This is a genomic window from Ruegeria sp. G2 (assembly GCF_056533505.1).
Genome location: NZ_JBQFON010000004.1, coordinates 248,032 through 271,494 on the forward strand (window position 1 = coordinate 248,032; position 23,463 = coordinate 271,494).

Genomic DNA, 23,463 nt, shown 5'->3' on the forward strand with positions numbered 1-23,463 from the left:
GCCCTCCTTACAGTTTCACGCCCGAGAAGGACATGAAGGCCATTGCCATCAGACCTGCGGTGATGAAGGTGATGCCCAGCCCTTGCAGGCCATCTGGAATGTCCGAATATTTCAGCTTTTCCCGAACACCTGCCATTGCGGTAATTGCCAGCGCCCAGCCAAAGCCCGAAGACAGGCCATATGTCGCGGCCTCGGCAAAGTTATAGTCGCGTTCAACCATGAACAGCGAGCCGCCAAGGATGGCACAGTTCACGGTAATCAGGGGCAAGAAGATACCCAACGCGTTGTAGAGTGGCGGGAAGTACTTATCGAGAACCATCTCAAGGATTTGCACCATCGCGGCAATCACACCGATATACGAGATCAGACCAAGGAAAGTCAGGTCCACATCCGGGAAACCCGCCCAGGCCAGCGCACCCGGTTTCAGCAGATAACTGAGCAACAGGTTATTGGTCGGCACAGTGATCGCTTGTACGACCATGACCGAGATACCCAAACCCAGTGCAGTCGAAATCTTCTTGGATACGGCGATGAAGGTACACATCCCCAAAAAGAAGCTGAGCGCGAGGTTTTCGACAAAGATGGCCTTTACGGCCAGAGAAATAAGCCCTTCCATCAGTGCGCCTCTACCTGCTGGATTTTATATTCACGTTCTTCGACCTGGTTCGGCTTCCAGGTGCGGAAAGCCCAGATCAGCAGGCCGATCACGAAGAAGGCCGAAGGCGGCAGCAACAGCAGACCATTCGGTACATACCAGCCGCCATTATTCACCGTTTGCAGGATCGTCACGCCGAACAGGCTGCCCGAGCCAAACAGTTCGCGGATGAAACCAACCAACATCAGGATCAGACCATAGCCGAGGCCGTTACCTACACCGTCGATGAACGAAGCAATCGGAGGGTTCTTCATGGCAAACGCTTCGGCCCGCCCCATAACGATACAGTTTGTGATGATCAGGCCAACAAAAACCGACAGGGTTTTCGATATCTGAAAGGCATAGGCCTTAAGGATCTGATCCACCAAGATCACCAGTGAAGCGATGATCACCATTTGCACGATGATCCGGATCGACCCCGGAATCTGGTTGCGCAACATGGAGATGAACATTGACGCGAACCCGGTCACGAAGGTCACTGCCAGCGCCATAACGAAAGCAACCTGTAGCGATGAGGTCACCGCAAGTGCGGAGCAGATGCCCAACACCTGCAGTGTGATCGGGTTGTTGTCGACGAGCGGATCGACCAACAGCTCTTTCTTGGTCTGGGACATCATAGATCTCCTGCTTGCAGTTTGGCCAGGAACGGGCCGTAGCCCGCATCGCCCATCCAGAATTTTACCAGGTTATCAACACCGACAGAGGTCAGCGTGGCACCAGCCAACGCATCGACATAAAAATCGGCACCAGCTGCGGGCTGAGATTTGGCGACTGTGATTTGCAGATCACCGGCATCGTCCCGCAGTTTCTTACCGTTCCACAGCGCTTTCCAGCGTGGGTTATCCACCTCGGCACCTAGACCCGGGGTTTCACCATGCTGATAGAACTGTAGGCCGTAGATATCGTTGCCGTTATTCTCAAGTGCGATAAAACCGTAGAGCGTCGACCAGAGGCCATAGCCATGCAGCGGCAGGATCACCTTATCCAAAGCGCCTGCATCGTCGCGCAGCAGGTAGATGACGCGATACTTGGCCTTGCGACCGATCCCGGCCGGGTCATCGTCCAATGCAACGCTTAGTTCCGGATCACTGGCAGCAGCGATATCGTCAAACGTGGCAGGATCGAACTGGTCGTCCACAAAGTCACCTGTCGCAAGGTCCAGTACATGCGGTTCAAACGCGGCGAAGGCTTCGGTTACATTTATGCCGGGTTCGTAAACACCCGCGACTTGCAAAACATTGACCTGTTTGTCCTTCAGCTTGTTCGCTTCCTGCACAGGGCGCAAGCTGACCGCAGCGGCTGATACGACCATCGACGCAACCAGGCATACAGCCACAGCGACGAAAATCGTCTTGCCAACAGAATCCGGCGAGGCCGCAAGAAACTTGGCAATCGCGCCTTTTGGTTCTTGGGATTGCGGATCAGACATGGCGACGCGCCCTCCGTTTGATATTTGACTGGACGACGAAATAGTCGATCAGCGGTGCAAAGACGTTTCCGAACAGGATCGCCAGCATCATGCCTTCGGGGAAAGCCGGGTTCACCACACGGATCAACACAACCATGACACCGATCAGCGCCCCGTAGATGTAACGCCCAACATTGGTGTGGCTGGCAGAGACGGGCTCGGTGACCATAAAGGCCAGCCCGAAGGCATACCCGCCAAGTACGATGTGCCAATACCAGGGCATGGCGAACATTGGATTGGTGTCCGACCCAATCACGTTCAGTAGCAGGGTAAAGCCGATGGTTCCGGCCAGACATCCTAAGATCAATCGGTAGTTCGCGATCTTGGTCAGAAGCAGGAAGCCCAAGCCGATCATACAGGCCAGTGTCGATGTCTCACCGAAACTTCCTTGGATGGTGCCGTAGAATGCGCTGGACCAAGTGATGCCTTCGGCGGCCAGAGCCTGAACCCCCTCGGCTGCGGAAACAGCCAGGGCAGTGGCGCCGGAAAACCCGTCAACAGGTGTCCAAACCGAGTCGCCAGACATCTGAGCCGGATACGCGAAGTATAGGAACGCGCGGCCCACAAGCGCGGGGTTGAGGAAGTTCTTGCCGGTCCCGCCAAAAACCTCTTTGCCGATCACAACACCGAATATGATGCCCAGAGCCACCTGCCACAGCGGTGTCGTTGCCGGCATGATAAGCGTGTAAAGCATAGAAGTAACAAGAAAACCCTCGTTAACCTCATGGCCCCGCACTGTCGCGAAGATCACCTCGAAGATACCGCCAGCAACCAACGTCACAATATAGATTGGCAGGAAGTAGAGCAGCCCGTGCGCTACATTGGCAAAGATACTGGATGGGTCCAGCGAGATGCCGAACATCTGCAAAAGGGCGATCCGCCAGCCTGTGGCCGCATCAGGTCCAAGCGCGGCAATTGCCGAGTTCGCCTGATAACCGGTGTTCCACATCCCCCATAGAATGCAGGGGATCGTGGCGATCACGACATAGGTCATGATCCGCTTCATATCCACATAGGACCGCACGTGAGGGGCGACAGAGGTTACGGTTTTCGGAGTGTAGATGAAGCTTTCTACCATCTCGTAGATGGGAAAATACTTCTCGTACTTACCGCCTTTGGTAAAGTTCGGCTCGATCCGATCAAAGAAGCTGCGCAAACCCATTCGGCTCAGCCCTCCTTTTCAATCTTGCTAAGGCAGTCGCGCAGCGCCAGCCCGTATTCATATTTCGCCGGGCAGGCAAAGCCCACAAGGCCCAGATCTTCTTCGTCCAGCTCTAACGCACCAAGCGCTTGGGCGGTATCGGTATCCATCACCAACAGAGCGCGCAGCAGCTGTGTCGGCAGGTAATCCTGTGGCATCAGCTCTTCAAACGTGCCGGTCGGAACCATTGCGCGTCGTCCACCATTCAGATTGCTGGTAAACGCATAAAGCTTTTTGGCAAAAGCAGACCCCAGGACCGGCTGAACGGCAAATTTCGACGGCATGGGGAGAATCCAACCCATAGTGATCTGGTCGGGATCTTCGCGGATGATGGTGATCTGACGTGCAAAACGACCGAGATACGCAGTCGGGCCTTCAGCATGGCGTCCAGACAGGATCGAACCCGATATGATCCGAGCGGCTCCATCGACATTGACCTCATCACGGATCAGATCGTCAGTTGAGGCGCCCATGACCGTACGGATCAAACGTGGTTGCCGCGCACCCGGTCCGGCCAGTGCGATCACAACATTCGGATCAAGGTGACCGGATTGCATTAGGCGTCCGATGGCAATCACATCTTGATAGCCAATTGTCCATACCTGCTTGTCAGCGGCCAAAGGCTCTAGAAAGTGAATATGTGTCCCGGCGAGCCCGGACGGATGCGGGCCCGAGAAAGCTGCTGCCTCAACCTCGGGAAGATCAGCACCTGGGATGGCTTCTCCATCTTTGTAGCAAAGATAGGTTTTTCCTTCAGTCAGATGTGAGATTGCGGTCAAACCTGCCGTAAATGCCTCTGATGCATCGGCGATTACCACGGCAGCATCTGCAGCCAGTGGATCGCTGTCCATCGCGGTGACAAAAATCGCTGCTGGTGTCGTCCCCGGTTCGGGCATCTTTGAATAGGGTCGCGTGCGGAAAGCAGTCCACAACCCGGCCGCACACAGCTTGGCGGTGACACCAGCGCCTGAGACCGCATCACCAACGCCCGAGAAATCAACCCCGGTATCATTGACGTCGGATACTTCGATCACGACGCTTTGAAGAACACGGCGCGCGCCACGGTTAACGGCAACTACTTTCCCGCTCAGCGGTGCGACCATCATCGCCTCTGGCGCGTCCTTGTGACAAAACAGCGGCGTACCGCGCTGAACATCATCACCTTCCTGAACCAACATGCGGGGTTTTAGACCTAGATAATCCCCCCCCAAAATGCCAACGCTGGAAAACTCAGGCCCTGGTTGGATGTTTTGCTCGGGCGCGCCTTCAATCGGCAAATCCAACCCTTTTTTTAGTTTGAAAGTTTGCATGTCGCTACGTTCTTCCAAGCCTCTGTCCTGCGCCTGCTGCTTGCCACCTTACAATGATGGCAACAAATATCACGATTTTTCCGATCAGTCCGGTCGCAAAAGCACCACAAACCGACCAGAATCCGCAAGCGTAATTCCGATCAAAGCTCCTTTACGCGGGGATGAACGCAAACGCAAACCTGTTACCGCTCAATTTCGAACCGGAAATTCACATTCTTATGATTCAGTTTCACATTGAGTGGATTTTTGCCCTCAATTTGTATGTCGCACCTAATGTTCATCCGGTGTAAGCAGCCTGAATGAAAGACGAAGATGATCTCGAGATTTTTTTGATCGCCACGCCCGGCCTCGAAGCGCCTCTGTATGCGGAAGCGATCGAGCGGGGATTTGGTGGTCCGCAAAAGCTTGCAGGTGGTGTTGTTTGCCGTGGGGGCTGGCGTGAAGTCTGGCGTGCGAATCTTGAGCTAAGGGGTGCCAACAAAGTTCTGGTGCGACTGGGCAGTTTTCCCGCGGTCCATTTGGCGCAGTTGGACAAGCGGGCACGCAAGTTCCCTTGGGCCAAGTTCCTGAGATCCGATATTCCGGTAAGGGTCGAGGCAACCTGCCGTAAATCACGCATCTATCATGACAGGGCGGCCCGCCAACGTATTGAACGCGCCATTTCTGAGACACTTGGCGCGCCGGTCTCATCTGATGCCACTGTTCGTGTGCTCCTTCGGATCGAAAAAGATATTTGCACTCTGTCGCTAGACAGCTCCGGTGAGCCATTACACAAACGCGGCCACAAACCCGCCATTGCCAAGGCTCCGATGCGTGAGACCATGGCGGCCATGTTCCTGCGCGAATGTGGTTATGATGGATCTGAGCCGGTCTTGGACCCGATGTGCGGCTCGGGCACGTTTGTTATTGAGGCTGCTGAGATAGCGCTTGGTCTGATGCCGGGAAGATCACGTACGTTCGCTTTCGAGAACTTTGCCAGCTTTGACCACGATGCTTGGCACGAGTTGCGCAAGCGGACTCAAACCCACGAAACCGAGTTGAAATTCTTTGGTTCCGATCGGAATGAGGGCGCGATTGAAGCGTCGCGTTCGAATGCAATGCAGGCCAATGTGGATCAGATAACTCAGTTTCAGCACCGTTCGGTCAGTGACATCAAACCTCCCACCGGGCCGACGGGGCTGATCATCGTGAACCCCCCTTACGGGGCCCGCATCGGTGACGAAAAGCGCTTGCGATCACTATATGGCAGCCTTGGCAAGGTACTCGCCAACCGTTTTCACGGCTGGCGTGTGGGCATCGTCACCACGACACCTGGACTTGCTCGCGCTACGCGCCTGCCTTTGCTCCCGCCCGGTCCGGTCGTCGATCATGGCGGAACCAAAATTCGGCTGTTTCGCACTGAGCCATTGAAGTGAGATGCGGTCCAATTCCCACTTGGACTTGTTGCGACGGTCGCCATTCTGCCCCCGTGGTTTACCCTATACCGAACTCAGAAATCCTCTTGCACATCCAAATCGCGAGGTATAGATCACCCGCCACGGTCGGAGTGTAGCTCAGCCTGGTAGAGCACTGTCTTCGGGAGGCAGGGGTCGTGAGTTCGAATCTCGCCACTCCGACCAAGTTTTAAAGGGAAATTGCAGCTATCTTTGCCTGTCAGATTTCCCCGTATCTGTGAGGCATCACAGTTTCATCGGATATGAGCGGAATTTGGATCAGGCTTTTGCCGTGTGGCTTGACCCTAGACAGAGAGTCTCAGCGGCAAAGGTAGGCGCGCCTGATCGGCCAAAGGCACCTAGTCTTTCAAACGCTCGGAACGACGAAATCGTCGATTTACGGACACCCCCCTATAGTAAGGCTCGCGCGTTTCATTGTTCGTATGATCTGTGTTTGGCTTTCGATCAAAAAAGTAGAAATCCAAAAAACAAGACAGCTAACGATGAATCCATTGGAGTAAAGTAGGCGGCGTCGCATTCCAGAGCTTTCGCCAAAGCCGGGACTCGATCCAGTGCTACCTTGGAACTACCTTGCTTGATCATCGTGATCATGTTCGGGCTGACATATCCCACCTGTGCTGCGATCTCAGCCTGGCTCTTGATGGGTTTCAGTTCGAGCACCCTACGGTCGACATATTTCGCCATCCGGGTGTCTGCATACGGTTTTTTGGTCATCGCTACTTCTCAAAAGTGACGCAGCACGTGCTGCATGTCTTCTCTATAGCGATGCTGACAATGGGAAATTGCGGCGGGAAAAGCTTAAACAGAAAAATGTTTAGCCAGTTGGGAACAACTCATTCTGACGAGACCATTCTATCCGGGCGGAAAAACAGCGGTCTTTTTTACCGTTCCATAGACAAAGCTGGTATCGATCGAGGCTATACCACCGATCGGATGAATTCGGTGACGAATAAATTCCTCGTAGGCTTCGAGATCCGACACCAAAACCCGCAATTGATAGTCCATTGCCCCGGTCAGCACGTGGCATTCAAGAACTTCATCGATCATCCGAACGCGTTTTTCGAAGTTCTGAACGTCGGTTTCATTGTGTCGCTCCAACCTGATACGCACGAAGACGGTAATGGCAATCCCATACGCGGCTGCGTCAACATCGGCGCTGTATCCCTTTATCACTCCGTTGGCTTCTAGGTTTTTGACCCGGCGCAAACACGGTGAGGGAGACAAGTTCACCTTGTCGGCAAGATCCTGGTTCGTCATGCGCCCGTCACGCTGCAGCGCTCGAATAATTTGCCTGTCCTTAGCGTCCACCTTACCCCCATTCCTAGCAGAATCTGCCAACATTTACTCTCATGTTGGCATACTTCGCAATCATTAGCTCAAAGCTAAGGCGTAAACTAGCTTCAACATGATTCAGGAGCTTGTAATGACTCGTTCAACCGGATTTGCCACCCGCGCCATTCATCACGCTTATAACCCTCTGGAAAATGACGGTGCGCTGACACCACCGCTGCATTTGACGTCCACGTTTACCTTTGAAACCGCTGAAGCTGGTGGAGAGATGTTCGCTGGAGAGCGTGAAGGTCATATCTACAGCCGTATTTCAAACCCCACATGCGACCTTCTTGAACAACGTATTGCAGTGCTTGAAGGAGCCGAGGCCGGTCTAGCTCTCTCAAGCGGAATGGGCGCGATTACGGCAGTGCTTTGGACCCTGCTGTCGCCAGGTGACGAAGTCATCGTGGACAAAACGCTCTATGGCTGCACGTTCGCCTTCATGCGTCACGGTTTGGCAAAATGGGGAGTCACGATCACGCACGTCGACATGACAGACCCTGAGAACCTGAAAGCAGCCGTATCCGACAAAACCCGCGTTGTCTATTTCGAAACTCCGGCTAATCCGAACATGCGCTTGGTGGACATCGCCGCCAGCGCCGAAATTGCGCACTCGGTCGGTGCAACGGTCGTCGTCGACAATACGTATGCCAGCCCGTATCTGACCCGCCCGATCGAACACGGAGCAGATATCGTTCTGCACTCCGCCACCAAATACCTGGGTGGGCATGGCGATGTGGTAGCCGGTCTGGTTGTCGGGTCCGCCGAACAGATTGCTGAGATCCGCCTTGTTGGAATGAAGGACATGACCGGCGCGGTAATGGCCCCTTTCAACGCGATGCTGATCCTGCGTGGCCTGAAGACACTGAACCTGCGTCTGGATCGCCACTGTGCGTCCGCCAAGGTCGTCGCGGACTTCCTCGAAGCACATCCGGCTGTCGGCGAAGTTTATTTCCCCGGACTTGAGAGTTTTGCCCAGCATGATGTCGCGCAGCGCCAGATGTCCCAACCCGGCGCCATGATAGCGTTTGAAATCAAGTCCGGCCTGTCCGGTGGGATTGAATTCATGAACCGTCTGAACATGATCCAGCGTGCGGTGTCCTTGGGTGATGCAGAAACCCTGATCCAGCACCCCGCATCCATGACTCATTCGACGTATACTCCAGAAGAGCGAGCCGAGCATGGGATCAGCGATGGCCTGATCCGTCTGTCTGTCGGGCTGGAAGATGTCGAAGATATCCTTGCAGACCTGGAGCAGGCTTTGCCCTACCCTGCTCGCAGCGCGGCCTGAACCCGGAGACCACCATGCACATTGATCCCACCCAACTGAAGATCGTGGAACAGCGTCTGCTGTGGTTGTCGCATTGGATGATCCATCATGCCAACCATGTCCGACCAAAGGTGGATGGGATCAAGATCGGTGGCCATCAGGCTTCGTCTGCTTCGATGGTATCGATCATGACCGCGCTCTATTTCTCGGCTTTACGCCCCGAGGACCGGGTCGCAGTCAAACCCCATGCGTCTCCGGTGTTTCATGCGATGCAGTATCTGATGGGTAATCAAACGCGCGAGAAGATGGAAGGTTTTCGCGGATTTGGGGGGGTGCAAAGTTATCCCAGTCGCACCAAGGATGTTGACGATGTTGATTTCTCGACTGGGTCGGTGGGTTTAGGTGTCGCGATCACTTCGTTTGCCTCGATCATTCAAGATTACATCAAGGCCAAAAGCTGGGGCTCAGACGCCCCAATGGGGCGGATGGTGGCTCTTGTAGGCGACGCAGAACTGGACGAAGGCAATGTTTACGAGGCGTTGCAGGAAGGTTGGAAGAACGACCTGCGAAACACGTGGTGGATCATCGATTACAACCGCCAGTCGCTGGACGGTATCGTCCGGGAAGGACTGTTTGAACGGATCGAGAAAGTCTTCGATGCGTTCAGTTGGGATGTCGTGCGTGTTAAATATGGGGTTCTTCAACGCGCGGCCTTTCAAGAGCCTGGTGGTGACCGCCTGCGTGATTGGATCGACGCTTGCCCCAACCAGGACTACTCCGCTTTGACTTTCATGGGTGGTGCGAACTGGCGACAGCGCCTCATGGACGATCTGGGGGATCAGGGGGATGTGACTGCCTTGATTGAAAGGCGGACGGATGCAGACCTCGCAGCCCTTATGGAAAACTTGGGCGGCAACTGCGTCGAGACCATGGCCCAAACATTCGCCGAAATCGATCATGATCGCCCAACATGTTTCCTGGCCTACACAGTCAAAGGTTGGGGCACCCCCATTGCAGGCCACAAGGACAATCACGGTGGGCTGATGAACAATAGCCAGTTTGCCGCGTGGCAGTCGCATATGGGTGTGCCGAAGGGCGAAGAATGGGAGCCGCTTGCGACAGAGCAGAACCCAGAAAAGCTGAAGGATTTCCTCGCGAATACGCCTTTCTTTGCCAAAGGTCCGCGCCGCTATTTTGATGACAAGCTGGATGTGCCGACAATCGGGATCGACACCAGTCGCGAAATCTCGACCCAGATGGCGTTTGGCAAAATCCTTGACGATCTGTCAAAAGGCGACAGCCCATTGGCCGAACGCATAGTGACAACCTCTCCGGATGTGACAGGCACGACAAGCCTTGGTCCTTGGGTTAACCGGCGCAAACTGTTCGCCCGATCCGAGCAAGCCGACGCCTTCATAGAACACCGGATCCCTTCGACGGCGAAATGGGAATTCACGCCGGAAGGGCAGCATATCGAGCTTGGTATCGCCGAAATGAACCTCATGTTGCTTCTAGGAGCGGCGGGTCTGTCGCATTCCCTGTTCGGTAAGCGGCTGATCCCAATTGGCACCGTCTATGATCCATTTGTCAGCCGCGGCCTCGATGCCCTGAATTACGCCTGTTATCAGGACGCGCGTTTCATGTTGGTTGGCACACCTTCGGGCGTCACACTCGCCCCCGAAGGTGGAGCACACCAATCCGTTGGAACACCGCTCATCGGGATGAGCCAGGACGGGTTGGCCGCTTTTGAACCCGCCTTTGCCGACGAGCTGGCGGTGATTATGGAATGGGCCTTCGACTACCTGCAGCGCGATGGTGAAGGGCAGCCCGACGAGCGCACATGGCTGCGCGATGAAACCGGAGGGTCTGTCTACCTGCGCCTGACCACCAACCCGATTGAACAACCTGGAAAGCGTGTCGACGACGAGTTCCGCCAAGGTGCCATCGACGGGGCCTATTGGCTACGAAAACCGGGGCCCAATTGCGAAGTTGTAATCGCCTATCAAGGAGCAGTCGCACCGGAGGCAATCAAGGCCGCCGGTATGATTGGTGAAGGCCGTCGCGACATAGGTGTATTGGCCGTGACATCCGCAGATCGCCTGAATGCCGGATGGACCGCCGCTCAACGAGCGCGTTCCCGCGGTAACCAAGCGGCACGCTCCCACATTGAAACTCTGATGTCCGACCTCCCGCCACACTGCAAGCTGGTCACCGTCATCGATGGTCATCCCGCGACTCTCTCTTGGCTTGGAGCAGTGCTTGGACATCAGACGATCCCCATGGGCGTCGAGCATTTTGGTCAGACCGGAACAATCGGCGATCTATATCGCCACCACTGTATTGACGCAGACGCTATTCTGGAGAAAGTGAATGGGCTGACCCATGGCAGGGCTCTTCACCGTGCATAAGTGGGCTGGACCTGGGCAATAATGTAGAGAACAAACTAGCACTGAGCATAGACCAAGAAAACTATCGGGCCATGTAGACAGTGCTCTTAGGTTCAATGAACCTGCCGGACCTGAACTTGGCTGGTTTGATTGGCGCTGCCGCCTCAAAAACAGGGCTCCTTTGACTAAAAAACAATAACTTGGCCCTCTGCACCGGTCTTCGGGAGGCAGGGGTCGGAGGTTAGAATCCTCTCACTCCAACCAATATATTAAGGGCATTCTGCCGTTTCAGCTTATGGTCAATTTGCTGGATTCTGTGAGCCCTCACACACTTTCAGCGATGAACTGGTATAAATCCACTGCCCTTTTGGTGATTGGATGCATCCCCGCCGCAAGATTCAAAACGGCAAATCGAAGTGTCAGAAACCCTCCAGACAACCACTGGTTTCTCCGGTTGGAAATTCCGAAATCACCGATTTATGGACGGGCTGTGTATATGTCACCCGCGATGCAGTCGACGTATTCGGTTCAACGGACTTCGCATTCAAAAAATTTTGGAGTGCCAAAAGGTGCTGCACCAGAGAACAGCCCGGGCGATTGGATTGCGATCAGCGATGCGCCGTCTACAGCGGAGGTTGTGTCGGTGCGATACATGGGATAAGCAATCCCGCCATCTGCAATTGCGGGACCTACAGCGTGATTGGCCAAAACAATGTTCAACCGCTGTGAAATCTATCCAAGAAAGGCCTTCATGATGCTTGACCTCACCCGCTTTCGTCGTGACTTGCACACGCACCCAGAGATCGGCTTTGACCTTGTCAGAACGCCCCGCCTGATAGGCGAGCAATTGGAGCAAGCTGGCCTGGAGGTCACGCGTGGTATAGGTAAGTCCGGCCTTGTTGCAACGCTGCGCCGAGGCCCAGAGGGAACCGCGTTTGGATTTCGCGCCGACATGGACGCGCTGCCAATAGACGAGGCCAATACATTTGCCCATCGTTCAGACACCCCAGGCAAGTTCCATGGATGTGGTCATGATGGGCACAGCACAATGCTATTGGGTGCGGCCCTAAAGCTTGCGGATGACCCGACGCTAAAGCGAACCATACATTTCATATTCCAGCCCGACGAAGAGAACGGAAATGGAGCCGCCGCGATGATTGCGGATGGACTTTTCGACAGATTTCCCATGTCCGCGATTTTTGGACTGCATAATATGCCTGGTATGCCGCTTGGTCATTTTGCAACGCAGTCGGGAGCGTTTTGTGCGTTCGAGGACAATTTTGAGATTCAGATTGCTGGCCAAGGCGGTCATGCTTCGATGCCGGACAAAGGAATTGATCCTATCGTGACGGGCTCGGCGATTGTGCTGCAGCTACAATCGATCGTATCTCGGTCGTTACCGGCAAGCGAACATGCGGTCGTTTCTGTCACTGAATTCCTCACAGATGGAGCACGTAATATTCTGCCAAGCAACGTGGTGTTGCGGGGGGATTGCCGTGGCTTTTCCAGCGAGGTGTCTGCCACTATCGAGACCAGAATGCGTGCTATTGTGGAGGGCGTGTGTGCCGCGCAAGGTGCCGCGGCGACGCTAAAATACTCAACATCTTTCAGACCGCTCAAGAACAACCCTGAAGCCACTGCAACCATCGTCAGTGCTGCGCGCGAGATAGGTTCGGTAGATGCGGAATTTGGTCAAGTAGGTTTCTCTGAAGATTTTGCCGAGTTTCTGACACACCGCCCCGGCGCGTTCATCCTGATGGGTAACGGACTGGACGGTCCGGCTGCGATGCCCCTGCACAACGCGTCTTATGACTTTAATGACGATGCACTGGATCACGGTGTCGCGTTCTGGGTCAACCTCGCCCATCAGAGCACGTAATTTGATGGTGTCTTTTTAACAAGCCACCGCCCAGGGCTTGTGTTGTTCGACTTCCTGACAATTAACGTATTTGGTTACGCTTGCGGGTGCACAGCCTGACCGCCTATTGGAAACGGTCGGGCTGTTCATTGGATCACAGGCATTCAGCCAGTGAGTTTGCCAAGTTGCGAATGACTTGCGAATAAAGTTCAACTCCGGGATCAAGGTCAGAGCCCAGCGGGTCAATTACAGCAGTCTTTGCTTCGGTACCGTCCAGAACAGTTGCAACAATTCCTGGGTTGAATTGCGGCTCAGTCAAAACGCACTCAATACCTTCTTCCCGGATACGCCCCTGAATGTCCGAGATACGCGCCGGGCTGGGATCGTTTGCATCACCAAGAGAAATTGCGCCAGAAGCACGGAAATCAAAGGCGTCCTCGAAATACTGATAGGCGTCATGGAATACGATAAAACGACCGCCTTGAACTGGCTTCAGTGTTTCAGCTACCTCATCTGACAATGCTGCCATTTCTTCGCGCGCTGCAGCCGCATTTGCAAAATATGCACCAGCGTTGTCAGGATCAGCGGCAGAAAGCTGGGCCGCAACGACATTCAGCCAGATTTCTGCATTCGCCGGTGAAAGCCAGGCATGAGGATCATGCTCGTCGTGCCCGTGATCGTCATGATCAGCATGATCGTCGTGGTCATGATCATCGTGATCCGCATGATCATTGTGATCTTCGCTATCGTGATCATCGTGGTCATCGTGATCGTCGTGGCCATGATCATCATGTGCGTGCTCTTCTTCATGATCGTGATCATCATGCTTTTCGTCTTCCGCATGATCATCATCATGACCATGGTCATGTGCTTCGAATAGTGCGTTCTTACGGAAATCAAGCAGAACCGTTCCATCCGATTCCAGAAGCGTTGTGACCGTGGCACCGTCGCTGAGTGTCTCGACAGCGCCTTCCAACCAGGGTGTCAGATCCTCGCCAATCCAGAACACCAGATCAGCCTCTTGCAGTGCAGAGGCTTCCGAGGGACGCAGGTTGTATTCGTGCGGCGATGCGCCCGCTGGGATGACCAGATCAGGTGTTCCAACACCTTCCATAACACGGGCTACCAACGAGTGGACGGGTGCAATGTCGACGGCCACCTTTGGGGCATCCGCCATGGCTGTTCCACCCATTAACGCAGCGGTGATCGATTGTAAGAGCAGCTTTCTGGACATCGGACCCTCAGTGTGATTGTATAACATTGCGAGCGACATACATGATATGGAATAACATGACAAGTGAAGCCACTCCCAATCCTGTTTGCGACGACGCACTTGTTGGGTTTCATAAACACGATCACAAAAATTGCGTTGAGACTGCGCTGACCACAGCTGAAGCTCGGTGCAAACAAGAAGGGTTACGGCTAACGCCTGTGCGGCGAAAAGTACTTGAAATGTTGCTCCAGGAGCATCGAGCCTTGGGGGCCTATGCTATTCTTGATGCGCTGCGCGAGGAAGGGTTTGGTTCGCAGCCACCAGTGGCTTACCGTGCGCTTGATTTTCTTGTCCAAAATGGATTTGTTCACAAGATCGAACGTTTGAACGCATTTGTCGCGTGTTCTCATCCCGGAGCAGACCATTCGCCGGCGTTCATGATCTGCCGAAAATGTGACGCTGTGGCCGAAGCGCAGTCTGCACCAGCCAAGGGGATACTTGGCGCAGCTGCACGTGCAACGGGTTTTGAAATAGAGCGAACGGTTGTAGAAGCCGAAGGGCTTTGCCCCAGCTGCACTGAAAAGGCGTAGAAATGACCTTGATCTCTGTTGAGAATCTCAGCGTACGTTACGGCGCGAATACAGTTCTGCGACATGTAGATATGGTTGTCGAGGCCGGAGAGATAGTAACCATCGTCGGTCCCAACGGATCAGGCAAGACCAGCCTGTTGAGGGCCATCATTGGTGCAACAAAACCAGCCGCAGGACAGGTTTCATTGAAACCAGGATTGAAAATTGGATATGTGCCTCAAAAACTGCACATCGATCCGACACTGCCAATCTCGGTCGAGAGGTTCATGCGGCTGACCGATCGCGTTTCCAAAGTAGAATGCGAAAAAGCGCTCGAAACTGCCGGGGTGCCAGATCTGCTGAAACGACAGATGTCGCAATTGTCAGGTGGGCAATTTCAGCGTGTGCTGCTGGCGCGGGCCCTGATAAACCAACCAGATGTATTGCTATTGGACGAGGCAACGCAGGGACTCGACCAACCGGGATCGGCTGCGTTTTATCACCAGATCGAAGAAGTCAGGCGCGAAACCGGATGCGCCATTCTGATGATCAGCCACGAATTGCACGTGGTCATGAGCGCTTCAGATCGCGTGGTCTGCCTGAACGGACACGTGTGTTGCGAAGGCTCCCCCGCTGTGGTGGCCTCGGCCCCGGAATACCGCGCTCTGTTCGGGACCGGAACAGGCGGTGCGTTGGCCTTATATCGGCATGATCATGACCATGATCACGATCACTGTGAAACCTCTCAAGAAGCGGCAGAATAATGCTTGATGATTTTATGACACGCGCAACGCTGGCAGGCGTTGGCGTGGCTTTCGCCGCAGCCCCGCTGGGCTGCTTTGTCGTGTGGCGTCGGATGGCGTATTTCGGAGATGCCACAGCGCATGCCGCAATCTTGGGGATCGCGCTTTCGCTGACATTTCAGTTGTCAGTCTTTACCGGGGCGTTGGCCGTCGCGCTTGCGATGGCGCTTACCGTAACACTGTTGTCCGGGCGCGGGTATGCGATGGATACTCTGCTAGGTGTTATGGCGCATTCCGCCCTCGCATTTGGCCTCGTCGCCGTTTCCTTTCTGTCCGGCGTACGAATTGACCTTATGGCCTACCTCTTCGGCGATATCCTTGCCGTATCGCGTACTGATCTGCTTGTAATCTGGGGCGGCGCCGTCCTTGTCGTAGCGCTGATCGCGTGGCGCTGGTCTCACCTTCTGACGGCCACGTTAAACGAAGAACTGGCATATGCCAGCGGCTTCAACCCCAGACGCGAGCAGTTAATCCTGACATTGGCGCTTGCCGTAACAGTGGCAGTGGCAATCAAGGTGGTGGGTGTTCTTTTAATCGCTGCAATGCTGATCATACCTGCTGCAGCGTCTCGAAGTTTGGCGCGATCACCGGAATCGATGGCATTGATCGCCGCCGCTATCGGCGCATTCTCGGCGGTCACTGGTCTAAGGGCGGCCTATATGTTCGATACACCTGCCGGGCCGTCCATCGTCTGCGTGGCCGCAATTTTATTTGCCTGCCTCAGTGTCGTCGGATTGCAAACACGCGACCGATCCAAGCTCAATTAGGTTCGACGCAAAATCTGCGCAGGCGTTTCATTCCTTTAGTCATGACGGACATGATGTACCCGACACCCGCATTCGGTAGAATTGCCCTACGGTACTGAGAGCTTAGTCACAGCCCGCCATTCAGGTCTGATTCAGGGTTATAGATGTCGGATTTGAGAGTATCCAATTCACCAAAATAAAGCGATTCTTTGGAAAAAGGTCTGATTCATGCGATATTCCGGTTTCACCGTCATCAAAGAAGCGCTTCGCGGTCACAAAGGATGGAAACCGGCGTGGCGTGATCCCGAACCCAAACAGAAATATGACATTGTCATCATCGGCGGCGGAGGTCACGGTCTGTCGACGGCCCATTACCTTGCCAAAGTGTACGGCTTTCGCAATGTTGCTGTGATCGAGAAAGGCTGGATTGGCGGCGGCAATGTCGGGCGCAATACGACCATCATACGTTCAAATTATCTGCTGGATGGTAATGAACCTTTCTACGAATTCTCATTGAAACTGTGGGAAGGTCTTGAACAGGACCTGAATTACAATGCAATGGTCAGTCAGCGCGGGATTATCAACCTGATCCACTCGGACGCACAGCGCGACGCCTTCACGCGACGCGGCAATGCCATGATTCTAAACGGCGCGGATGCCGAACTGCTGGATGCCGAACAGGTACGCAAGGAGTATCCGTTCCTCAATTTTGACAACGCGCGTTTCCCGATCAAAGGCGGTCTGGCTCAGCGACGCGGCGGCACCGTTCGTCACGATGCCGTAGCATGGGGCTATGCGCGCTCGGCGGATAGCCACGGCGTCGATATCATTCAGAATTGCGAAGTCACCGGATTCCACATCGAAAACGGCAGATGCGTGGGCGTTGAAACTTCGAGAGGATTCATTGGGGCCGGTAAGGTTGGCTGTGCCGTTGCTGGGAATTCGGGGCGTCTGATGGGAATGGCGGGTATGCGACTGCCGATTGAAAGCCACGTGCTGCAAGCGTTTGTCTCCGAGGGTTTGAAGCCGCTTCTGCCGGGCGTCATCACTTTTGGTGCGGGACATTTCTATGTCAGCCAATCCGACAAAGGCGGCTTGGTATTTGGAGGCGATATCGACGGCTACAACTCCTACGCTCAGCGCGGAAACCTGCCAGTAGTTGAAGATGTCTGCGAAGGCGGCATGGCGCTGATGCCAATGATCGGCCGCGCGCGACTGCTGCGCATGTGGGGCGGGATCATGGATATGTCCATGGACGGGTCGCCCATTATCGACCGCACACATATCGACGGGCTCTATTTCAATGGCGGCTGGTGCTATGGCGGCTTCAAGGCCACTCCTGCATCGGGCCATTGTTTCGCGCATCTGCTGGCAAAGGACGAGCCGCACCCAACCGCGACCGCCTATCGTTTTGACCGCTTTCGCACCGGTCGGATGATTGATGAAAAAGGTATGGGAAATCAGCCCAATCTGCACTGAGGAAGCCAAAAATGATCATCCAACATCCATTGCTGGGTCCCCGTGACAGTTCAGAGTTCGTGTATCTGGGTGACGCGTCCTTGATAGACCGTCCCGACTGGCAGGCCGAAAACGCAGCTGAGACACTCTATGACTACGCCTATCTGCGCGACAATCCAGCGGGCGAACACCGTGAGCTGTGGTTTCACGAAGGGGGGGATCGATCCTGGCTCGTCGTGACACGCAATACGGTTACGCATGAGATTTCGAAAGTGGAATTGGCCCGTGATGTAGCCCGGATGCGAGGACGTTCCAAATGACCCAAGTCAACCGGCTCAACGGCGGCCAAATCGACCGCACCAGTACTCTGAATTTCAAATTTGACAACCGCAACTTCACGGCGCATCCGGGAGACACTCTGGCATCCGCCCTTCTAGCCAACGGCGTGCGCCTGATTGGGCGATCATTCAAATACCACCGCCCCCGTGGTATTTTGAGCGCCGGGTCTGAAGAGCCCAACGCCTTGGTTGAACTGCGTACGGGCAATCGAAAAGAACCCAACACACGGGCCACGACGATCGAGATGTTTGACGGGCTCGAAGCGCATTCTCAGAACCGATGGCCAAGCCTCAGGTTTGACGCGATGGCGATCAATGATCGGTTTTCAAATTTTTTGACTGCAGGCTTCTACTACAAAACCTTCATGTGGCCCGCCGCATTCTGGGAGAAGCTCTATGAACCTGTTATCCGCCGGGCTGCAGGGCTGGGCACCATGTCGATGCAGGAAGACCCTGATGAATATGACAAGGGATTTAGGCACTGCGACCTTCTAATTATCGGCGCGGGTCCGGCAGGATTGATGGCAGCGCTGACCGCCGGTCGTGCGGGGTCCGACGTGATACTGGCGGATGAGGATTTTGCCCTCGGTGGTCGTTTGAATAGCGAAACTTACTCGCTGAACGACGACATCGCTGCAAACTGGATTACACAGACGGTGGCGGAGTTGTCCGCGATGCCGAATGTCCGCCTGATGCCGCGCACAACCGTTATCGGTGCTTTTGATCATGGAATTTACGGGGCAGTCGAACGGAAAGGCGATCATCTGTCCGCTCCATCCGAGGGCAAACCCCGTCAAATCCTATGGCGCATCTATTCTGGGCGCGCCCTCTTGTGCGCGGGCGCAACCGAGCGCCCGATTGCCTTTGAGAACAATGATCGGCCAGGCATCATGCTAGCCGGAGCGCTGCGCAGTTATGCTAACCGTTTCGCCGCCACCCCCGCGCAACGCGTGGCTATTTTTACCAACAATGACGATGGCCACCGCACCGCAGCCGATCTGCACGCCAAAGGGGTGAAAATCGCGGCCGTTGTTGACATTCGGCCCGAGGCCCCTCTGAACGGTGACTATGAGGTGCTGCGCGGCGCTGAGGTTATCGATACCAAAGGGCGTCTTGGTTTAACTTTCGCCGAAGTCAAATTGGCCGACGGCTCAAACCGCACATTGGATGTTGGTGCGCTTGGTATCTCAGGCGGTTGGAACCCGAATGTGCACCTGACCTGCCACCAACGCGGTCGCCCGGTCTGGAATGAGACCCTGTCTGCCTTTGTCCCCAGCGATACGTTGCCTCCGGGCCTGACAGTCGCCGGAGCCGCAAATGGCATCATGTCCACCCATGGTGCCTTGAAATCCGGTGCCGAAGCCGCCACCCACGCACTTGACTTGAAAAGCGATGCCATCGCGATACCAACGGCCGAAGATGCTCCGGTCACTCAGACGCCATTCTGGTATGTCCAAGGCTGCTCGCGGGCATGGCTGGATCAACAGAACGACGTAACTGTCAAAGACGTAAAGCTCAGCCATCAGGAAGGCTTCCAGTCGGTCGAGCATCTCAAACGTTACACCACGCTGGGCATGGCAACCGATCAGGGTAAGACTTCGAACATGGGCGGCTTGGCAATTATGGCCGAAATCGCCGGGAAATCCATTCCGCAAGTCGGCACCACTATCTACCGCCCACCCTATACGCCAGTGCCAATAGCAACCTTTGCGGGCCGTATGAGGGGTAAGGAATTTCACCCCACCCGTCTGACACCATCACACCACTGGGCCAAAGAGCGCGGTGCAGTGTTTGTTGAAGTCGGCAACTGGTTGCGCGCTCAATGGTTCCCGTTACCGGGAGAAACGCATTGGCGGCAATCCGTTGACCGCGAAGTGCGCCAGACTCGTGCCTCGGTCGGGGTGTGCGATTGCACCACGCTGGGCAAGATTGATGTACAGGGCACCGATGCAGCGGATTTCCTGAACCGGATCTATTGCAATGGTTTTGCCAAGCTAGCCGTCGGCAAAACCCGCTATGGGCTTATGCTGCGTGAAGATGGCATTGCAATGGATGATGGCACCGCAGCACGGCTGGCCGAAGATCATTTTGTGGTTACAACAACGACGGCCAATGCGGTAAAAGTTTACCAGCACATGGAGTTTGTCCGGCAATGCCTATTCCCGGACATGGACGTGCAATTGATCTCGACCACCGAAGCCTGGGCACAATACGCTGTTGCTGGCCCGAATTCACGTAAGTTGCTGCAGAAAATAGTGGATCCGGAATTCGATATCTCGAATGACGGTTTCCCCTTTATGGCCTGCGGCAACATTACCGTTTGCGGTGGATTACGTGCTCGTCTGTTCCGGATATCATTCTCGGGTGAATTGGCATTCGAGATCGCGGTCCCATCCCGCTATGGCGATGCCCTCATGCGACGATTGATGGTCGAAGGCGAAGAATTCAACGTGGTGCCCTATGGCACTGAAGCACTGGGCGTTATGCGGATCGAAAAAGGTCATGCGGCGGGCAACGAACTAAACGGGACCACCACCGCACTGAACCTTGGCATGGGTCGGATGGTATCAAAGAAGAAAGATAGCATTGGCTCAGTTCTGTCAGAGCGTGAAGGGCTGAACGAGGCTGATGCGTTGAACATGGTCGGCGTCAAACCCGTGAACACCGCGGATAAGATCACCGCTGGCGCGCATCTCATGGATGCATCCGGTCCGGTCGATGCAGCGCATGATCAGGGCTATGTCACCTCAGCCGCCTTCTCGCCTTCTCTGAACTGCTATATCGGTCTGGGCTTTCTGAAGAACGGAAGTGACCGTCATGGCGAAAAGATGCGCCTTGTGTCGCCGCTAACCGATCTGACCGTCGAGGTCGAGATTGTTTCGTCCCATTTTGTCGACCCTGAGGGAGAACGGCTCCGTGCATGATCTTATCGCGTTAACCGCACTTGGTGGAGCAAACCCGGAAACCTGCACTATTGGCAGCGTAACCTGCAGTGAAGTCCCCGATGTTGCGCTGGCTTCGGTCGCGGCGCGCCTGGGACGTGAAGGCGAAACTCATTCGGCGTTGGCCGCTTTGATCGGGCAGAAGGCACCTGGTATCTGTCAGTTTTCAGGACAAACCCTCATAGCCTTTTGGGCTGGACCCGAACAATGGATTGTCGAGGCTCCCTTCGAAAGTCATGAGGGTCTTGCGGAATTGGTGAAAGATGGCACCAAAGATGCTGCTTCGGTGTCCGAACAGACGGATGCCTGGGCCCGGTTTGATCTAAAAGGTCCCGATGTTCAGTCGGTGCTGGAATTGTTGTGCAATCTGGACTGCAAAAATTTGGCGACAGGCGGCGCAGCACGAACCTCAATTCACCACCTGGCATGCTTCCTCCTGCGCCGGTCAACCGATTTGTTCAGTATATACGCTCCGCGATCTTCAGCCCAATCTCTGCAACATGCGATTGTCACTGCAATGAAGTCCGCACTGTGACACGCTGTTCAGCTTGAGGGCAGCGGAGCATTATCCTCAACTCGAAAGCGGTTGATCCGACGGCGGTCCTCGCTTGGGCTCAAGCCGAAGGCCGCGCGATAATGAGTCACCAACGGTGCGACAGAACTATATCCGACTGCTGCCGCAATTTCAGAGATTGGGTCTTTTGTATACACCACCATCTGCCGCGCCGCCTTCATACGCATCGCGCGAAAATAATGGCTGGGGCTTTGTCCGGTGGCCTGCTTGAATGCGCGTTCGATCTGACGCGGAGTGACACCCGTCTGACGCGCGACCTCGGTGATCGAAATCGGCTGACCGACGCTGCCCGCGAACAACTCGATCGATTTGGTAACAAGCGGCGGCAATCTGTCACCGGAAACCGATTGACGGACATTCGGAACCTGTTGTTTTACACTCGTTCCACGCATCATCGGGTGCTGGAACCAGCAAGCCACTTCATGCGCGACCTCACTACCCAATCGATCTTGGATCAGATGCAGGGCCAGATCAAAGGCTGCGGCTGCCCCTGCCGCGGTATAACGATTGGCAGCAGATACAATCACCTCGCGCCGAGCCTCGATATCTGGAAACTCGGCCTCAAAAGCAGCCTCATAGCACCAATGTACGGAAACCGGACACCCGGTCATGACCCCTGAGCGGACCAAAGGGAAAACGCCACCACTGATACCCCCAAGAACTGCTCCATGTCGCGCGAGCGCGCGCAATGCACCATTGCCCTGCTTTGGATCTCGGAACCCGGCTACGGGACTGCTGAGCATGAAGAGGATATCGATGGATTGACAATCAGATAGAGGCCGGTCGGCCTCGAACCCGACATTGGCGCTGGACCTGACTTTCTGCCCTGCCTCAGAAACCAGATGCCAGCAAAAAGCCTCCTGTCCCGCTATCTCGTTTGCTGCCCGCAGGGGTTCAATCACCGAGGTCAAACACGCCATCGGAAACCCATCAAACAGCAAAATGCCCAACTCGATTGTTTTTTCAGCCAGCATGATATTTTCGCTATCAGGAAATATTGTTGATATGTTAGCCCGTATGGAAGTTGCGATGCACGGTACATGTTTGCAGAAACAGGCAACTCAAGTATAGCAATATGCTGAATGTCCAGAACAGAAAATCGCGACACCGAAATGCCTACCAATCTGACGCAAAATCCGCATTCCTTTCGGGCAGGCGAACGAGAGAAGGTGTTAGAAGTTGCGATCGGGCGCGAAGTTCGGGCCTTTCGCAAACAGCAAAACATCACTGTTGCCTACTTGGCCCAATTAACCGGTTTGTCGATCGGCATGTTGTCGAAAATCGAAAACGGCAACACCTCTCCTTCATTGACGACCCTGCAGTTGCTGGCAAATGCGTTGTCAGTGCCGCTGACAAGTTTTTTCCGACAGTTCGAAGAACGCCGAGAAGCCGTCCACACAAAAGCCGATGAAGGGGTGGAGCTTGAACGCGAAGGGACACGCGCCAATCACCAATATAACTGACTGGGACACTTGGGTGCGAACGGATCGGGCGTAATCGTGGAGCCGTATTTGATCACGCTCACTGCCAAATCCGACATTTTTCCGACATTTCAACACGGCGGGATCGAAACAATTTACATGCTTGAGGGCGAAGTAGATTATCGCCATGGGGATCAGATCTATCCGCTGAAAGCTGGCGACACCCTGTTTTTCGACGCCGACGCTCCACACGGACCAGAAAGATTGGTGAATCTGCCAGCACGTTATATTTCGATCATCAGTTACCCTCAAACAAACTGAACAATGGCATTTTTTGAAAATATCGATGCGTCCTGAGGGCGGTTTCGCTATGCCGCAAGAATTGGATCTCCAATCCGACAAGCAAAAGTGTTGATCCGGTTACAAGAGCTACGCTGCCTCTGACGATGTAAGAAACTTCGTTA

Annotated in this window: 20 protein-coding genes, 1 tRNA gene and 1 pseudogene; 13 read left to right on the forward strand and 9 right to left on the reverse strand. The window is 54.7% G+C overall.

Annotated elements, in window-relative coordinates:
- Positions 1-7 precede the first annotated feature (7 nt).
- The 5 genes from nqrE to ACR0DU_RS10065 are packed head-to-tail and all read right to left on the reverse strand — an operon-like array spanning position 8 to position 4,634.
- A complete protein-coding gene (gene nqrE, locus ACR0DU_RS10045; RefSeq protein ID WP_010441340.1) occupies positions 8-616 on the reverse strand; it encodes an NADH:ubiquinone reductase (Na(+)-transporting) subunit E in 609 nt (202 codons plus the stop codon).
- A complete protein-coding gene (locus ACR0DU_RS10050) occupies positions 616-1,269 on the reverse strand; it encodes an NADH:ubiquinone reductase (Na(+)-transporting) subunit D (RefSeq protein WP_480874174.1) in 654 nt (217 codons plus the stop codon). The genes nqrE and ACR0DU_RS10050 overlap by 1 nt, the downstream gene beginning before the upstream one ends.
- On the reverse strand, positions 1,269-2,084 hold the full coding sequence (locus ACR0DU_RS10055; protein ID WP_170772350.1) for a Na(+)-translocating NADH-quinone reductase subunit C: 816 nt from the start codon (positions 2,082-2,084) through the stop codon (positions 1,269-1,271). The genes ACR0DU_RS10050 and ACR0DU_RS10055 overlap by 1 nt, the downstream gene beginning before the upstream one ends.
- Entirely contained in the window at positions 2,077-3,285 is a 1,209-nt protein-coding gene (locus ACR0DU_RS10060) for an NADH:ubiquinone reductase (Na(+)-transporting) subunit B (RefSeq protein WP_480874176.1), read from the reverse strand. The genes ACR0DU_RS10055 and ACR0DU_RS10060 overlap by 8 nt, the downstream gene beginning before the upstream one ends.
- Positions 3,286-3,290: 5 nt before the next feature.
- The gene (locus ACR0DU_RS10065) at positions 3,291-4,634 is read right to left on the reverse strand and encodes a Na(+)-translocating NADH-quinone reductase subunit A (protein ID WP_480874179.1); all 1,344 of its coding nucleotides are present in this window, start codon (positions 4,632-4,634) and stop codon (positions 3,291-3,293) included.
- Positions 4,635-4,933: 299 nt separating this feature from the next.
- On the opposite strand from ACR0DU_RS10065, the gene ACR0DU_RS10070 reads away from it, so the two are divergent.
- Positions 4,934-6,049 carry a THUMP domain-containing class I SAM-dependent RNA methyltransferase gene (locus tag ACR0DU_RS10070; protein WP_480874181.1) on the forward strand — a complete coding sequence of 372 codons (1,116 nt, stop codon included), beginning with the start codon at positions 4,934-4,936 and terminating at the stop codon, positions 6,047-6,049.
- 127 nt (positions 6,050-6,176) lie between these two features.
- Positions 6,177-6,253 (forward strand) — tRNA-Pro (locus tag ACR0DU_RS10075).
- A gap of 279 nt (positions 6,254-6,532) precedes the next feature.
- Here ACR0DU_RS10075 and ACR0DU_RS10080 read toward each other — a convergent pair.
- Together ACR0DU_RS10080 and ACR0DU_RS10085 are read right to left on the reverse strand one after the other, a co-directional pair.
- Positions 6,533-6,802, reverse strand: a complete 270-nt coding sequence (locus tag ACR0DU_RS10080; protein WP_480874184.1) for a helix-turn-helix domain-containing protein — start codon at positions 6,800-6,802, stop codon at positions 6,533-6,535.
- A 138-nt stretch (positions 6,803-6,940) separates the two neighbouring features.
- Positions 6,941-7,396 (reverse strand): Lrp/AsnC family transcriptional regulator, encoded by a 456-nt coding sequence (locus ACR0DU_RS10085; protein ID WP_480874185.1) that lies wholly within the window; start codon positions 7,394-7,396, stop codon positions 6,941-6,943.
- A gap of 115 nt (positions 7,397-7,511) precedes the next feature.
- Here ACR0DU_RS10085 and ACR0DU_RS10090 point away from each other — a divergent pair, with 115 nt between their 5' ends.
- The 3 genes from ACR0DU_RS10090 to ACR0DU_RS10100 all read left to right on the forward strand — a co-directional run bounded on the left by ACR0DU_RS10090 (position 7,512) and on the right by ACR0DU_RS10100 (position 12,956).
- Entirely contained in the window at positions 7,512-8,711 is a 1,200-nt protein-coding gene (locus tag ACR0DU_RS10090; protein WP_170446561.1) for a methionine gamma-lyase, read from the forward strand.
- 14 nt (positions 8,712-8,725) lie between these two features.
- The gene (locus ACR0DU_RS10095; RefSeq protein WP_480874188.1) at positions 8,726-11,098 is read left to right on the forward strand and encodes a 1-deoxy-D-xylulose-5-phosphate synthase N-terminal domain-containing protein; all 2,373 of its coding nucleotides are present in this window, start codon (positions 8,726-8,728) and stop codon (positions 11,096-11,098) included.
- A gap of 730 nt (positions 11,099-11,828) precedes the next feature.
- Positions 11,829-12,956 (forward strand): amidohydrolase, encoded by a 1,128-nt coding sequence (locus ACR0DU_RS10100; RefSeq protein ID WP_480874191.1) that lies wholly within the window; start codon positions 11,829-11,831, stop codon positions 12,954-12,956.
- A gap of 133 nt (positions 12,957-13,089) precedes the next feature.
- Here ACR0DU_RS10100 and ACR0DU_RS10105 read toward each other — a convergent pair whose 3' ends face one another.
- Positions 13,090-14,169 (reverse strand): zinc ABC transporter substrate-binding protein, encoded by a 1,080-nt coding sequence (locus ACR0DU_RS10105; protein ID WP_480874192.1) that lies wholly within the window; start codon positions 14,167-14,169, stop codon positions 13,090-13,092.
- A gap of 56 nt (positions 14,170-14,225) precedes the next feature.
- On the opposite strand from ACR0DU_RS10105, the gene ACR0DU_RS10110 reads away from it, so the two are divergent.
- The 7 genes from ACR0DU_RS10110 to ACR0DU_RS10140 all read left to right on the forward strand — a co-directional run bounded on the left by ACR0DU_RS10110 (position 14,226) and on the right by ACR0DU_RS10140 (position 21,539).
- Positions 14,226-14,738 (forward strand): Fur family transcriptional regulator, encoded by a 513-nt coding sequence (locus ACR0DU_RS10110; RefSeq protein WP_319544235.1) that lies wholly within the window; start codon positions 14,226-14,228, stop codon positions 14,736-14,738.
- Positions 14,739-14,740: 2 nt separating this feature from the next.
- Positions 14,741-15,481 carry a metal ABC transporter ATP-binding protein gene (locus ACR0DU_RS10115; RefSeq protein ID WP_480874194.1) on the forward strand — a complete coding sequence of 247 codons (741 nt, stop codon included), beginning with the start codon at positions 14,741-14,743 and terminating at the stop codon, positions 15,479-15,481.
- Complete coding sequence (locus tag ACR0DU_RS10120; protein ID WP_170474805.1) at positions 15,481-16,287, forward strand: iron chelate uptake ABC transporter family permease subunit; 807 nt, start codon at positions 15,481-15,483, stop codon at positions 16,285-16,287. Before ACR0DU_RS10115 ends, ACR0DU_RS10120 begins: the two co-directional genes overlap by 1 nt.
- Before the next feature lie 207 nt (positions 16,288-16,494).
- A complete protein-coding gene (locus tag ACR0DU_RS10125; protein WP_480874196.1) occupies positions 16,495-17,745 on the forward strand; it encodes a sarcosine oxidase subunit beta family protein in 1,251 nt (416 codons plus the stop codon).
- A gap of 11 nt (positions 17,746-17,756) precedes the next feature.
- Positions 17,757-18,044 carry a sarcosine oxidase subunit delta gene (locus tag ACR0DU_RS10130; protein WP_480874198.1) on the forward strand — a complete coding sequence of 96 codons (288 nt, stop codon included), beginning with the start codon at positions 17,757-17,759 and terminating at the stop codon, positions 18,042-18,044.
- Complete coding sequence (locus ACR0DU_RS10135) at positions 18,041-20,986, forward strand: sarcosine oxidase subunit alpha family protein (RefSeq protein WP_480874201.1); 2,946 nt, start codon at positions 18,041-18,043, stop codon at positions 20,984-20,986. Before ACR0DU_RS10130 ends, ACR0DU_RS10135 begins: the two co-directional genes overlap by 4 nt.
- Entirely contained in the window at positions 20,979-21,539 is a 561-nt protein-coding gene (locus tag ACR0DU_RS10140; RefSeq protein ID WP_480874204.1) for a sarcosine oxidase subunit gamma, read from the forward strand. The genes ACR0DU_RS10135 and ACR0DU_RS10140 overlap by 8 nt, the downstream gene beginning before the upstream one ends.
- Positions 21,540-21,547: 8 nt before the next feature.
- On the opposite strand, the gene ACR0DU_RS10145 is transcribed toward ACR0DU_RS10140, so the two are convergent.
- Positions 21,548-22,552 (reverse strand): GlxA family transcriptional regulator, encoded by a 1,005-nt coding sequence (locus ACR0DU_RS10145; RefSeq protein WP_480874206.1) that lies wholly within the window; start codon positions 22,550-22,552, stop codon positions 21,548-21,550.
- A gap of 138 nt (positions 22,553-22,690) precedes the next feature.
- On the opposite strand from ACR0DU_RS10145, the pseudogene ACR0DU_RS10150 reads away from it, so the two are divergent.
- A pseudogene (locus ACR0DU_RS10150) lies at positions 22,691-23,320 on the forward strand (helix-turn-helix domain-containing protein).
- Positions 23,321-23,463: the final 143 nt, after the last annotated feature.

Excerpts from the sequence above, each read along its gene's own strand:
- nqrE (WP_010441340.1), bottom strand. The coding sequence starts at position 616 with ATGGAAGGGCTTATTTCTCTGGCCGTAAAGGCCATCTTTGTCGAAAAC.
- ACR0DU_RS10050 (WP_480874174.1), bottom strand. The coding sequence starts at position 1,269 with ATGTCCCAGACCAAGAAAGAGCTGTTGGTCGATCCGCTCGTCGACAAC.
- ACR0DU_RS10055 (WP_170772350.1), bottom strand. The coding sequence starts at position 2,084 with ATGTCTGATCCGCAATCCCAAGAACCAAAAGGCGCGATTGCCAAGTTT.
- ACR0DU_RS10060 (WP_480874176.1), bottom strand. The coding sequence starts at position 3,285 with ATGGGTTTGCGCAGCTTCTTTGATCGGATCGAGCCGAACTTTACCAAA.
- ACR0DU_RS10065 (WP_480874179.1), bottom strand. The coding sequence starts at position 4,634 with ATGCAAACTTTCAAACTAAAAAAAGGGTTGGATTTGCCGATTGAAGGC.
- ACR0DU_RS10070 (WP_480874181.1), top strand. The coding sequence starts at position 4,934 with ATGAAAGACGAAGATGATCTCGAGATTTTTTTGATCGCCACGCCCGGC.
- ACR0DU_RS10080 (WP_480874184.1), bottom strand. The coding sequence starts at position 6,802 with ATGACCAAAAAACCGTATGCAGACACCCGGATGGCGAAATATGTCGAC.
- ACR0DU_RS10090 (WP_170446561.1), top strand. The coding sequence starts at position 7,512 with ATGACTCGTTCAACCGGATTTGCCACCCGCGCCATTCATCACGCTTAT.
- ACR0DU_RS10095 (WP_480874188.1), top strand. The coding sequence starts at position 8,726 with ATGCACATTGATCCCACCCAACTGAAGATCGTGGAACAGCGTCTGCTG.
- ACR0DU_RS10100 (WP_480874191.1), top strand. The coding sequence starts at position 11,829 with ATGATGCTTGACCTCACCCGCTTTCGTCGTGACTTGCACACGCACCCA.
- ACR0DU_RS10105 (WP_480874192.1), bottom strand. The coding sequence starts at position 14,169 with ATGTCCAGAAAGCTGCTCTTACAATCGATCACCGCTGCGTTAATGGGT.
- ACR0DU_RS10110 (WP_319544235.1), top strand. The coding sequence starts at position 14,226 with ATGACAAGTGAAGCCACTCCCAATCCTGTTTGCGACGACGCACTTGTT.
- ACR0DU_RS10115 (WP_480874194.1), top strand. The coding sequence starts at position 14,741 with ATGACCTTGATCTCTGTTGAGAATCTCAGCGTACGTTACGGCGCGAAT.
- ACR0DU_RS10120 (WP_170474805.1), top strand. The coding sequence starts at position 15,481 with ATGCTTGATGATTTTATGACACGCGCAACGCTGGCAGGCGTTGGCGTG.
- ACR0DU_RS10125 (WP_480874196.1), top strand. The coding sequence starts at position 16,495 with ATGCGATATTCCGGTTTCACCGTCATCAAAGAAGCGCTTCGCGGTCAC.
- ACR0DU_RS10130 (WP_480874198.1), top strand. The coding sequence starts at position 17,757 with ATGATCATCCAACATCCATTGCTGGGTCCCCGTGACAGTTCAGAGTTC.
- ACR0DU_RS10135 (WP_480874201.1), top strand. The coding sequence starts at position 18,041 with ATGACCCAAGTCAACCGGCTCAACGGCGGCCAAATCGACCGCACCAGT.
- ACR0DU_RS10145 (WP_480874206.1), bottom strand. The coding sequence starts at position 22,552 with ATGCTGGCTGAAAAAACAATCGAGTTGGGCATTTTGCTGTTTGATGGG.